Raw genomic sequence first — 12,574 nt, forward strand, 5'->3', positions numbered from 1 at the left:
GATCAAAGCGGAGCCGACCACGAGTGGCGAAAAGACAGTCGGCGGTTCGACGGAACGCGCAGACCTTTTGTTAGAATGGCTCGGAGTATAACATCCAGACCTGAGCCTATGAAACCTTCCAGCGGACGCGCGCGCAGCGCTGCGACCCTCGCCGCGACGGCCTTCGGCGGCATCGCGCGCGGCGTCGCCCGCGGCGTTGCGCTTGATGCCACGCGCGCCCTCACCTTGCGTGTCACCCTGGCCGTCGCCCTTGCGGTCGCACCGGGTGCCGCGGCTTTTGCGCAGAAAGCGTCCACCATGCCGCAAGGCCCGGCCGTGCGGGACAACACGCCGGAAGTCGACGCGTCGATCGCGCAGAAAAACTGGCAAACCGCGCTGACCCAGCTCGATGCGCGCATCGCCACGAATCCGCGCGACGCGCAGGCGAAGTTCAAGCGCGGCACGGTGCTCGCTCACCTGGATCGCGACGACGACGCAATCGCCGCATTCACTGAGCTCACGCAGTTGTACCCCGAGTTGCCCGAGCCCTATAACAACCTCGCCGCGCTCTATGCGAAGCACGGCCGTTATGCCGAAGCGAGCGCCGCGCTCGAAACGGCCGTCAAGGTCAATCCCGGCTACGGTCTCGCGTACGAGAACCTCGGCGACCTCTATCTGCGCATGTCCGACGCGGCCTACCGCCGTGCGCTGAGCCTCGGCAAGGCGAGCCCCACGGCCGTGCAGCGCATCGCGGACATCCAGAAGGTCATCGCGCCGCCCAAGACTAAACCGCCGGTCAAGAAGGCCGCCAGCGCGGAAGACGACAATACGGCGCGCGCCAACTCGAACATCACGCAAACACCGGGCTTCCAGTACGGCGGCGCGAACGGTTCGCTCGCCCAGCCGCCTTACATGGCGCCGTCGAAATAAAACCATTGCCCTGTCGCAAGACGTTTTTCCAACCCCGAGGACTTTCATGAAATGGTTGATGTTGGCGCTCGGCAGCGCCGCCCTGATCGCAAGCGCACCCAGCTTTGCCCAGTCCGGTTCGCAAGCCGCGCATCCGTCTGTCCTCTTCAAGACGTCGGAAGGCGACATCCGTGTCGAGCTGTATCCTGAGAAAGCGCCCAAGACGGTCGCCAACTTCCTCGACTACGTGAAGTCCGGCCAGTACAGCGGCACGATTTTCCATCGAGTGATTCGCGGCTTCATGATTCAGGGCGGCGGCTTTACCCAGAGCTACTCGGAAAAACCCACGCGCGCGCCGATTCCGCTCGAAAGCCGTAACGGCCTGAAGAACACCACGGGCACGCTCGCGATGGCGCGCACCAGCGATCCGGATTCGGCCACCGCGCAGTTCTTCATCAATACGGTAGACAACGCGGGCCTCGACTATCCGAATCCGGACGGCAACGGCTACGCGGTGTTCGGCAAGGTGACCAGCGGCATGGACGTGGTGAAGAAGATTGAAGCCACGCCCACCACCACGCGCGGCCCGATGAGCGACGTGCCGCAAAAACCGATCGTGATCGAGTCGGCCACGGTGGTCAGCAAGTAATTGCACGGGTACTCGCTCTGTCGAGCGCGTACCGCAAACGCGTGCGGGCAGCAGCACACGCCACACGCGCGCAACACACACGCAACAGGCAGCGCGCACGTCAACGGCGTCAGCGCTCAATCCACACCCCGGCGTGGCCCGCCGTCAATTCATGACGACTCGCCACGCCTTTTATCCACCCATTCATCAAGGGATTCCATCATGGTTGAACTGCATACGAACCACGGCGTCATCAAGCTCGAACTGGACGCAGAGAAAGCGCCGAAGTCGGTTGAGAACTTCCTCAACTACGTGAAGGCCGGTCACTACGACAACACGGTGTTTCACCGCGTGATCGACGGCTTCATGATCCAGGGTGGCGGTTTCGAACCGGGCATGAAGCAGAAGCCGACGGCCGAGCCGATCAACAACGAAGCGAACAACGGTCTGAAGAACGTGAACGGCTCGATCGCCATGGCTCGCACCAACGACCCGCATTCGGCCACCGCACAATTCTTCATCAACGTGAACGACAACGACTTCCTGAACCACTCGTCGCCGACGCCGCAGGGCTGGGGCTACGCCGTGTTCGGCAAGGTCGTTGAAGGCATGGACGTCGTCGAGAAGATCAAGAAGGTCAAGACGGGTTCGAAGGGCTTCCACCAGGACGTGCCGGCCGACGACGTGGTGATCCAGAAGGCTGTGATCGTCGACTGAGCGTCGGCGCGTTTGAACTGACACACTGACACGGGCACCTTCAATGCTGCAAGAAACGCCGCTGCGAAGCGTCGCCGCGGGCGTGCCTGGCGAGGGCCGACGCCCGCACGCCGCACGCCCGTTTTTTTTCCTCTCCGATATTCATCTGAGCGAGGCGATCCCGCATACGGTCGCCGCGTTCGAGCATTTCATCCGCGTCACGGCCGGGCAGGCGGATTCGGTGTTCATTCTCGGCGATCTGTTCGAGTACTGGATCGGCGACGACATGCTCGTTGAACCATTCGTCGCACGCATGGCCGCGCTGCTGCATACGCTGTCGGAGCGTGGAGTTGCGCTCTACATCATGCACGGCAACCGCGACTTCCTGCTGGGCAAGCGTTTTATGAAAGCGGCCGGGGCGATCTGGCTACCCGATCCGTTCGTGATTACCGCATTCGGCACGCGCATCACGCTCGCGCACGGCGACGGACTGTGCACCGCGGATCGCGGCTATCAAATCTTCCGGGGTTTTGCACGCAATCGCCTCGCGCAGATGCTGTTCCTGGTGTGGCCGTTTCGCTGGCGTCAGAAACTTGCCGAAAATATGCGCTCGAAGAGCGAGCAGAACCGTTCGCGGCCGATTTCACCCAAGTACGACGTTACCCCGGCCGCCGTGGCGGCGTTATTCAAGTCGTCGAAGACGGCGACCATCATTCATGGGCACACGCACCGGCCGGCACGGCATCGCGAACCGGGTGGCGTGCGTTGGGTTCTGCCGGATTGGGACCTCGACCACGGCGAGCGCCGTGGCGGTTATCTGCGCATCGATGCCGAAGGGATCCGGGCGCTGCCGCTCGACTGAACCGGGCGTGAGGCGGTTCGCTGTGTGTCCCGCAACGGGCGCGGCCGCGCGAGAATAAGCGTCAGCGCTCCACCGCCACTCCTTCCACCTTGCCGGCAATCGCCGCCGACAAGCGCCGCAAATCGAGCAACGCGGCATCGGCGCCTTGCAGCCCTTCGAGACTCGTGCCCAGCCGCTCCAGCGCGTCGACAATTTCGTCGATGCGTTTCGACTGCGTGGCCGCGTGATCGATCAGGCCGTGAATGGCCAGCGACACCGGATCGTCCGCGTTCGGCGTGATGCCGTACGCGCAGAAACCACTCTTTTCGGGCGCGCGATTGGCGTCGCACGTGGCGCTGCCGGCGCCGACCGTGGCCGCCACCGGACTCACCGCAGCAGCAGCCGGAACGATGATCCGCGCCGGATTGCCGACCGCCGTGCCGCGCGCCGGCACGGGCTTGGTCACCACCGCGTTGGAACCGATCTTCGCCTCCGCGCCGATCGTGAAACCACCCAGCACTTTCGCGCCCGCGCCCACGATCACGCCGCGCTCGAGCGTTGGGTGCCGTTTCGCGCCGCGCGTGAGCGACGTGCCGCCAAGCGTCACGCCCTGGTAAATCGTGCAGTCGTCCCCGATCTGCGCGGTCTCGCCGATCACCACGCCCATGCCGTGATCGATGAACACGCGCCGCCCGAGCGTCGCGCCCGGATGGATCTCGATGCCGGTCATGAAGCGCGCCATCTGCGAGATGAAACGCGCGAGCCAGCGGCGCCTGGCCTGCCAGCACGCATGCGCGAGCCGGTGCAGGACGAGCGCGTGCAGCCCCGGATAACACGTGAGCACTTCCCAGGCGCTGCGGGCGGCAGGGTCGCGCTCGCGGATCGTGGCAATGTCTTCGCGAAGTCTCGTGAACATGGCAGGGACTGTGTTGTAGGGAAAAAGACCGCCCGCGCGAGCTGGCGCGCATGACGGCGTGGCTCGCCGCATAGCACGGCGGCAGCTTTGCTTAGAACGTTTTGGGGATTGTAGGGGGATTGCGGAAAACCTGCCGGAAGTCCACGCGGCCCGCGGGGTCGTCGCGGGGTCGTCGTACGTTACCGGTCGACCGCGCGGCGGCGAGGCGCGCCGCGCGACGGCAGGACGCGCTCAGGACGCGTCTCCGTCCTTCGGGCGGGTCTTCAGCAGAATGTGCTTGGCGATGCCGCGCACGATGTTCACTTCCTCGCGCTCGAGGCCGGAACGCGCGAACAGGCGGCGCAAGCGCGACATCAGCTTCTTCGGATTGGCCGGATCGAGAAATTCGAGGGCGACGAGCGCGCTTTCCAGATGCGTGAACATGCTTTCGATTTCGTCGCTCGCCGCGCGCGCGCCGGCCGGCTCGCCCTGCCCTGCGCCGGCTTGCGCCGCGGCGGGAGCCGGCGCAGCGGCGCTGTCCGCCGACAGATACATCGTGCGCAACTCGTAGGCCAGCACCTGCACGGCCTGCGCGAGATTAAGCGAACTGTAGGCCGGATTGGCCGGAATATGCGCGAGCGCGCTGCAGCGTTCGACGTCTTCATTCGACAAGCCCGTGCGCTCATTGCCGAACACCAGTGCGATCTCGCCATGCACCGCCTGCTCACGCGCGACGCCGGCCGCGGCGCGCGGCGTCCATTGCGGGGGCCCGTATTCGCGCAGCCGCGCGGTCAGCGCGATCGACCAGTGCACGCCGCTCAGGGCATCGGCGAGCGTCGGCACGACGTGCGCGGACGCCAGCACGTCGTCGGCGCCGCTCGCCATGGCGATGGCTTCCGGATCGCTTTGTACGTGCGGCACGCGCGGCGCCACCGGCACGAGGCGCGAAAAACCCATGGTTTTCAGCGCACGCGCCGCCGCGCCGACATTGCCCGGATGGCTTGGCTCGACGAGCACGAAGCGAGTCGAGGTGAAGCCGCCGCGCAACTCGGCCACGGCGGGATCGGAAGAATGGTGGGTATGGTCCACGATGGAACTCTGCAAGCCAAAGACGCGTATGGTAGCGCCAACACCGCGCCGGGTCCGAGGTCCGCACCACCGCGGGGATCAAATAACCGGCGCGCGGACTGGTCAGACGGCCCCCGGACAGGTCCGGCGTCGGGTAAACGCTGCCGCCGCGCCCGGACTCAGGTAAAATAGCGCAATTCGCGCCCGGCTTTCGTCTACGGAAAACGTCTACGAAAAGTCCCGCGCCTCGTTCTTATTCAATTCGTCTCCGTCGGCGGAATGCGCACCGGTCCTGTACCGGGCGGGCGTTCCGTGCTGTTTCCGCGCCTCTTCGAGGGCGCCCGATTAGCGCAGGTTAGCGCTCAATTACCGGCCAGCAGCCGTGCTGCCCCGGCACAAGGATCCAGTCTCATGCATCCCATGCTCAATATCGCTGTCAAGGCCGCGCGCCGTGCAGCCCAGATCATCAACCGCGCGTCGCTCGACCTCGATCTCATCCAGGTCAGCAAGAAACAGCACAACGATTTCGTCACGGAGGTCGACAAAGCGTCTGAAGCGGCGATCATCGACACGCTGAAGACCGCCTACCCCGATCACGCGATCCTCGCCGAAGAATCCGGCAAGTCGGATAACGAATCCGAGTACCAGTGGATCATCGATCCGCTCGACGGCACCACCAATTTCATTCACGGCTTCCCGTACTACTGCGTGTCGATCGCGCTGGCGCACAAGGGCATTGTGACGCAGGCCGTCGTCTACGATCCGACCCGCAACGACCTGTACACCGCATCGCGCGGCCGTGGCGCGTACCTCAACGACCGCCGCATCCGCGTGGCCAAGCGCGACCGTCTGGCTGACGGCCTGATCGGCACCGGCTTCCCGTTCCGCGAGAAGGACGGCATCGAAGCGTATGGCCGCCAGTTCGCTGAAATGACCGAAGCCTGCGCCGGCCTGCGCCGCCCGGGCGCCGCCGCGCTCGATCTGGCGAACGTCGCCGCCGGCCGCATGGACGGCTTCTTCGAGCAGGGCCTGAACGCGTGGGACGTCGCCGCGGGCAGCCTGCTGATCACCGAAGCCGGCGGTCTGGTCGGCAACTACACGGGCGACTCGGATTTCCTGCACGTCGGCGAAATCGTCGCGGGCAACCCGAAGGTGTACGCGCAGATGATTCCGATCCTGTCGCGCTACAGCCGCACGCGCCAGCAAGCGGCGTAAGTACGCGTGGTTGAGCCGGCGGCATGCCGGCATCCAGTTCAGCAAAAAAAGCGGCTTCGGCCGCTTTTTTGTTGGCGCGCCTGCATGCGGCGGGCGTTCGTGCTACAAAGCGGGAGGCCGCGCCGGCGCACTGGATCGCTATTCGGTTGCCATTCCGCTGTTATTTCGCCGTTATTGCGCTGTGATTCGATCGCCGGCAGCGTTTCGCGCTTTTTTCGCTGCGCCCCGCTTTGCGGCCGCGTTGCGCGCAGAATTCCACCCGCTTCATGAAAAAAGGCTTCTACACAATCATCGCGGCGCAGTTCATTTCGTCGCTGGCGGACAACTCCCTGCTGATCGCCGCCATCGCGCTGCTCTCCGTGATCCGCTCGGCCGCGTGGGTCACGCCGATGTTGCAGATGTTCTTCACGATCTCCTACGTGCTGCTCGCGCCGTTCGTCGGCGCGTTCGCCGACGCCATGCAAAAGCGCCACGTCATGTTCATCTCGAACGCGCTGAAGGCGAGCGGCTGCCTGATGATGATCGCGGGCGTTCATCCCATGATTGCATATGGCGTGGTCGGCTTCGGCGCGGCCGCCTATTCGCCCGCCAAGTACGGCATCCTCACCGAACTGCTGCCCGCGGAAAAACTCGTCAAGGCGAACGCGTGGCTCGAATCGGCCACGGTGCTGTCGACCATCGTGGGCACGATGGTGGGCGGCGCGCTGATCAGCACCTTCGCCGACCGATGGGTCGCGCACGCGCACGTGCCGCTGATCCGCTCGTCCGCCGATCTCGCCATGTTTGCGACGATGCTCACCTACGCGATCGCCGCCGCGATCAACGTCTTCATTCCCGACACCGGCGCGCGTTATGAGAACCGCCTGCGCGAACCGACCAAACTGGTCGGCGATTTCTATCACTGCTTCAACGTGCTGTGGGCCGACAAGCTCGCGCAGATCGCGCTGTGGGTGACGACCCTGATGTGGGGCGGCGCGGTGACGCTGCAATTGCTCGTGCTCAAATGGGCCAACGTGAACCTTGGGCTGTCGCTCTCGAAGGCGGCGGTCATGCAAGGCGTCACGGGTCTGGGCATCGCGGTCGGCGCGGCGGGCGCGGCCGCGCTGATTCCGTTGCGCCAATCGCTGCGCGTGCTGCCGGTCGGCATTCTGAGCGGCGCGGTGGCGATCGCCATGGCGTTCTATAACAAGGATCTGTTCCCAGCGGGCTCAGGCCTGCGCCTCGGCTCGTATGTGCTGCCGTTTTACATTCTGCTCGCCTATCCGCTGATGATCCTGCTTGGCACGCTGGCAGGCTTTTTTATCGTGCCGATGAACGCGATTCTTCAGCATCGCGGCGCGACGCTGCTCTCAGCCGGCCATTCGATCGCGGTGCAGAATTTCAACCAGAACCTGGCCGTGCTGCTGATGCTCGGTGCCTACGCGCTGCTGCTGATTGCGAAGATGCCGGCGCAGTGGATCATCGTCGTGTTCGGCACGTTCATTACTTTCATGATGTGGCTCGCTAAACGGCGCAGCGCGATGAACGCGCGCACGGTGGACATGCGGGCGATGGTGGAAGAGTGACGCCGCAGCGGTCGCGACGCGGGCACCGCGCGGCGGCTCCGGGCACGGGTGCCGCGATTTGGCGTGCGCGTTGCTGAATGCCCATCCGGCCAGGGTCCGCTCGCCGCGCTGGCAGGTTAAACTCACGCCCTGAACAGCTAACGCAAAAAGATACCGAGGATGGGCATTCAAACCGCAGCGGCCAGCGACGTCGCACAACATACACCAATGATGCAGCAGTACCTGCGCATCAAGGCCGATCATCCCGGCACGCTGGTGTTCTACCGGATGGGCGACTTCTACGAGCTCTTTTTCGAAGACGCGGAAAAAGCCGCGCGTCTGCTCGATCTGACACTCACGCAGCGTGGCGCGTCGGCGGGCAATCCGATCAAGATGGCCGGCGTGCCGCATCACGCGGTCGAGCAGTATCTGGCCAAGCTGGTGAAACTGGGCGAGTCTGTCGCGATTTGCGAACAGATCGGCGACCCGGCCACGTCTAAAGGCCCGGTCGAACGCAAAGTGGTGCGCGTGGTCACGCCGGGCACGCTCACGGACGCCGCGCTCCTCTCCGACAAAAGCGACGTCTATTTGCTGGCCATGTGCGTCGCGCACAACCGCCGCGGCGTCGCCATCGGCGTCGGTCTCGCGTGGCTGAATCTGGCGAGCGGCGCGTTGCGCCTCGCGGAAGTCGCACCCGACCAGGTGGCGGCCGCGCTGGAGCGCATTCGTCCCGCAGAGATTCTGGTGGCCGACGCGCCCGCCGATTCGGCGAGCTGGACGCCGCCCGTCAATGCGGGTGCCCTCACCCGCGTGCCGGTCTGGCACTTCGATATCGCGTCGGGCACGCAGCGCCTGTGCGACCAGTTGGAAGTAGCGAGCCTCGACGGCTTCGGCGCGCATTCGCTCACCGCCGCGTGCGGCGCGGCCGGCGCATTGCTGCTGTATGCCGCGGCCACACAGGGCCAGCAGTTGCGTCACGTGCGCAGCCTGAAGGTCGAAAACGAATCTGAATATATCGGCCTCGACCCCGCCACGCGCCGCAACCTCGAACTCACGGAAACGCTTCGCGGCACCGAATCGCCCACGCTGTGCTCGCTGCTTGACACCTGCTGCACCACCATGGGCAGCCGTCTGCTGCGCCACTGGCTGCACCACCCGCCACGCGAAGCGGCGGTGGCGCAGGCGCGTCAGCAGGCAATCGGCGCACTGCTCGACGCACCGCAAGGCGCGGGCGTCGACGCGTTGCGCGGCGCGCTGCGGCAAATCTCGGACGTCGAGCGGATTACCGGGCGTCTCGCGCTTTTGTCAGCACGGCCTCGCGATCTGTCGAGCCTGCGCGATACGTTCATCGCCCTGCCCGAGTTGCGCGCGCAACTCGCCGACGTGGCGCCTAACGCGGATTCGCTTGCGCGCATCGACGCGTCGCTGGAACCGCCGCAAGCCTGCGTCGAACTGCTCAAGCGCGCGGTCGCGCGGGAGCCCTCGGCCATGGTGCGCGACGGTGGCGTGATCGCACGCGGCTACGACGCGGAACTGGACGAGTTGCGAGATATTTCGGAGAACTGCGGACAATTCCTGATCGATCTCGAAACGCGTGAACGCGCGCGCACCGGCATCGGCAATCTGCGCGTCGAATACAACAAGGTGCATGGCTTCTATATCGAAGTCACGCGCGGCCAGACCGACAAGGTGCCCGACGATTATCGCCGCCGTCAGACGCTCAAGAACGCCGAGCGCTACATCACGCCGGAGCTGAAAACCTTCGAAGACAAAGCACTGTCTGCGCAGGAACGGGCTCTCGCGCGTGAACGCTCGCTCTACGATGCGTTGCTGCAGGCGCTGCTGCCCTTCATCCCGGATTGCCAGCGGGTGGCTTCGGCGCTAGCCGAACTCGATCTGCTGGCGGCCTTCGGCGAACGCGCCCGCGCGCTCGACTGGGTCGCGCCCACGTTCTCGCCGGACGCGGGCATCGAAATCGAACAGGGGCGCCACCCGGTGGTCGAGGCGCAGGTCGAGCAGTTCATCGCCAACGACTGCACGCTCACGCCCGAGCGCAAACTGCTGCTGATCACCGGCCCGAATATGGGCGGTAAATCGACCTTCATGCGGCAGACCGCGCTGATCGCGCTGCTGGCCTATGTCGGCAGTTACGTGCCGGCGCGGCGCGCTGCGTTCGGACCGATCGACCGTATCTTCACGCGTATCGGCGCAGCGGACGATCTCGCCGGAGGCCGCTCGACCTTCATGGTGGAAATGACCGAAGCCGCCGCGATCCTGAACGATGCCACGCCGCAAAGCCTCGTGCTGATGGACGAAATCGGCCGCGGCACCTCGACGTTCGACGGGCTCGCGCTGGCGTGGGCAATCGCGCGGCATCTGCTGGCGCACAACGGCTGTCATACGCTGTTTGCCACGCACTACTTCGAGTTGACGCAGCTGCCGGCCGAGTTTCCGCACGCGGCCAACGTGCACCTGTCCGCGGTCGAGCATGGGCACGGCATCGTGTTCCTGCACGCGGTCAGCGAAGGTCCGGCGAATCAGAGCTACGGCCTGCAGGTCGCGCAGCTCGCGGGCGTGCCGAACGCGGTGATTCGCGCGGCGCGCAAGCATCTTGCGCACCTCGAACAGCAGTCGGCCGCGCAACCCGCGCCGCAACTCGATCTGTTCGCCGCCCCGTTGCCGGCCTTGCTCGAAGACGCGGATGACGAGCGCGATAGCAAAGCCGAAGCTGCGGCATCGCCCGCCATGCTGGCGCTCGTCGAGCGTCTGCGTGGCATCGATCCGAACGATCTGCGGCCACGCGAGGCACTCGATCTGCTGTATGAACTGCACGAACTGGCCGCCGCGCCGGATGCGGATCATTGACACGCCACAAGCTCCGACGCGCCCGCGCAAACTTCGCGCGGCGCTGACTCTCGCCTTCATGCTGTCTGGCGGCGTCGCGTCGCCCGGCGCACTGCTGGCGGGCATGCTGGCATACGCACCGGCCGCACGCGCAGAGACGCCGCGCTACAGTTTCGCGGTCATCGCCAACACGCTGCAGAGCCCAGCCGACGAAGCGCCGACGCAACGGCTGATCGATGCGATCAGCCGGGAGCGCAACCAGGCGTTCATCGTCTACGACGGCAATCTGAAGGGCGCGAAAGAGGCTTGCCGCGATGCGCTTTACGAGCGCCGTCAAGCCTTGCTCGAGACGTCGCGGCCGGCCCTCTTCTTCATTCCCGGCCAGCATGATTGGGCGGATTGCGGCACGGCCGAGGCCGGCGGCTTCGATCCGGTCGAACGGCTCGACCTGTTGCGTCAGACCCTGTTCGCCGACCCCACGTCGATGGGACAGACTCCCCTTGGATTGACACGCGAAAGCGAAGTCTCGCGCTTTCATCCTTATCGCGAGAACGTGCGCTGGCTGGCGGGCGACACCGTATTTATCGGCCTGAATGCACCGGGTCCGAACAATCACTATCTGACCGCGGGCGGCCGCAATGGTGAATTCGAAGATCGTGTGATTGCCAATGCGTTCTGGCTTGAACACGCCGGCGAATATGCGAAACGTCACGACGCGCGCGCGATCGTCGTGTTCATTCAAGGCGACCCGGACCCCGAACGTTACGAACGGCCCGATCGTTTCGCGTGGCTGCGTTTTGCACGCATCACGCGCCGCGACGGCTTTCTGGAGTTCAAACGCAGCCTCGTGAAACTCGCGCAGAGTTTCCGTGGACCGGTAGTCGTGATTCACTGCGACGATGAACGTGCACGCGGCGGCTTCGTGATCGATCAGCCGCTACGCAATGACAAGGGTGTGCTGGTGACGAATCTCACACGTATCGCGCTCGCGCCGCATGACCGTCTCAACCAGTGGATTCAGATTGACGCTGATTTCGGCAGGAAGCCGCCATTGCGCGTCAGTGTGCGCGAGGTACCAGTTCAAATGCCGATGCCGATGGCGCAGCCCGTGCCGCCACGCGAAGCACCGGCCGCGTCGATGCCGGCTGTGCCGGCACTCGGACCCGCGTCGGAATTGCCGCCGCTGCTGCAGACACCTGGAGAATCGCCACAGGAGCAGCAGCCGCGCCTGCCGGCCGACCAGGGCGGTGGCGACTACGGACCCGCGACCTCGGTTCCGCCCGCCTCGGCTGTGCAGCCGCGCACGCCGGGCGCTTCTTCAAGCGTGCCCGGCATGCCCGCAAGCTCAGTGCAGCGTGGGCCCTGATTTGCCTTCTTCGTCCTCGTCTTCGTCGTCTTCATCGAGGATTTCGAGGCCGTCGGCGCCATGCGCGTGTTCGTGCTGGATTTCGTCTTCGGTCGCCGGGCGCACGTCTTTCACGGTCAGGGCGAAACGCAGCTCCATGCCGGCGAGCGGATGGTTGCCGTCGAGCACAACCTTGTCTTCCGCCACGTCGGTCACCACGTAGACGAGCGAGTCGAGATCCTCGTCGCCTTCTTCGGGTGTGCCTTCGAATTGCATGCCGACTTCGAGCGGTTCCGGGAAGCGATTGCGCGGCTCGATCTTCACGAGGTCCGGGTCGTACTCGCCGAACGCGTCTTGCGGTTCGAGCTGGATCTGGGTCTCGAAGCCGGCCTCATGGCCGTCGAGCTCTTCCTCGATCTTGGGGAACGTGCCATCATAGCCGCCGTGCAGATAGACCATCGGCTCGTCGCTCTCTTCAATCAGATTGCCCTGCGCATCCGACAGCTTGTAAGCGACCGACACGACGGTGTTCTTTGCGATTTTCATTCGATTCTCCAGAATACAACTCACATTATACGATGCCCAAGAGGCCCACTGACCACCTGGCCGA

12 protein-coding genes are annotated in these 12,574 nt (G+C 64.9%); 9 read left to right on the forward strand and 3 right to left on the reverse strand.

What is annotated here, in order from left to right; genetic code table 11:
• The first annotated feature begins 108 nt into the window (after positions 1–108).
• From A6V37_RS20425 to A6V37_RS20440, 4 genes are all read left to right on the forward strand, one after another.
• Complete coding sequence (locus A6V37_RS20425; protein WP_064266054.1) at positions 109–909, forward strand: tetratricopeptide repeat protein; 801 nt, start codon at positions 109–111, stop codon at positions 907–909.
• A 46-nt stretch (positions 910–955) separates the two neighbouring features.
• Entirely contained in the window at positions 956–1,537 is a 582-nt protein-coding gene (locus A6V37_RS20430; protein ID WP_064266055.1) for a peptidylprolyl isomerase, read from the forward strand.
• 201 nt (positions 1,538–1,738) lie between these two features.
• The gene (locus tag A6V37_RS20435; protein ID WP_064266056.1) at positions 1,739–2,233 is read left to right on the forward strand and encodes a peptidylprolyl isomerase; all 495 of its coding nucleotides are present in this window, start codon (positions 1,739–1,741) and stop codon (positions 2,231–2,233) included.
• A 43-nt stretch (positions 2,234–2,276) separates the two neighbouring features.
• A complete protein-coding gene (locus A6V37_RS20440) occupies positions 2,277–3,074 on the forward strand; it encodes a UDP-2,3-diacylglucosamine diphosphatase (RefSeq protein ID WP_064266057.1) in 798 nt (265 codons plus the stop codon).
• A gap of 61 nt (positions 3,075–3,135) precedes the next feature.
• Here A6V37_RS20440 and cysE read toward each other — a convergent pair whose 3' ends face one another.
• Both cysE and A6V37_RS20450 read right to left on the reverse strand, forming a co-directional pair.
• Positions 3,136–3,969 (reverse strand): serine O-acetyltransferase, encoded by an 834-nt coding sequence (gene cysE / locus A6V37_RS20445; protein ID WP_064266058.1) that lies wholly within the window; start codon positions 3,967–3,969, stop codon positions 3,136–3,138.
• 231 nt (positions 3,970–4,200) lie between these two features.
• Positions 4,201–5,037 (reverse strand): RNA methyltransferase, encoded by an 837-nt coding sequence (locus A6V37_RS20450; protein ID WP_064286282.1) that lies wholly within the window; start codon positions 5,035–5,037, stop codon positions 4,201–4,203.
• Between the two features lie 390 nt (positions 5,038–5,427).
• Between A6V37_RS20450 and A6V37_RS20455 the strand changes: the two genes are divergently transcribed.
• From A6V37_RS20455 to A6V37_RS20470, 5 genes are all read left to right on the forward strand, one after another.
• On the forward strand, positions 5,428–6,231 hold the full coding sequence (locus A6V37_RS20455; protein ID WP_064266059.1) for an inositol monophosphatase family protein: 804 nt from the start codon (positions 5,428–5,430) through the stop codon (positions 6,229–6,231).
• Between the two features lie 23 nt (positions 6,232–6,254).
• The gene (locus tag A6V37_RS40865; protein WP_157447894.1) at positions 6,255–6,416 is read left to right on the forward strand and encodes a hypothetical protein; all 162 of its coding nucleotides are present in this window, start codon (positions 6,255–6,257) and stop codon (positions 6,414–6,416) included.
• A gap of 81 nt (positions 6,417–6,497) precedes the next feature.
• Positions 6,498–7,796 carry a lysophospholipid transporter LplT gene (gene lplT, locus A6V37_RS20460; RefSeq protein ID WP_064266060.1) on the forward strand — a complete coding sequence of 433 codons (1,299 nt, stop codon included), beginning with the start codon at positions 6,498–6,500 and terminating at the stop codon, positions 7,794–7,796.
• A 159-nt stretch (positions 7,797–7,955) separates the two neighbouring features.
• Entirely contained in the window at positions 7,956–10,640 is a 2,685-nt protein-coding gene (gene mutS, locus A6V37_RS20465) for a DNA mismatch repair protein MutS (RefSeq protein WP_064286277.1), read from the forward strand.
• Entirely contained in the window at positions 10,627–11,985 is a 1,359-nt protein-coding gene (locus A6V37_RS20470; RefSeq protein ID WP_064266094.1) for a hypothetical protein, read from the forward strand. Before mutS ends, A6V37_RS20470 begins: the two co-directional genes overlap by 14 nt.
• Here the strand turns inward: A6V37_RS20470 and A6V37_RS20475 are convergent.
• Complete coding sequence (locus A6V37_RS20475) at positions 11,965–12,510, reverse strand: FKBP-type peptidyl-prolyl cis-trans isomerase (RefSeq protein WP_064286278.1); 546 nt, start codon at positions 12,508–12,510, stop codon at positions 11,965–11,967. The two genes, A6V37_RS20470 and A6V37_RS20475, sit on opposite strands and share 21 nt — an antisense overlap.
• Between the last annotated feature and the right edge of the window lie 64 nt (positions 12,511–12,574).

The sequence above is a fragment of the Paraburkholderia ginsengiterrae genome (assembly GCF_001645125.1).
GTDB lineage: Bacteria > Pseudomonadota > Gammaproteobacteria > Burkholderiales > Burkholderiaceae > Paraburkholderia > Paraburkholderia ginsengiterrae.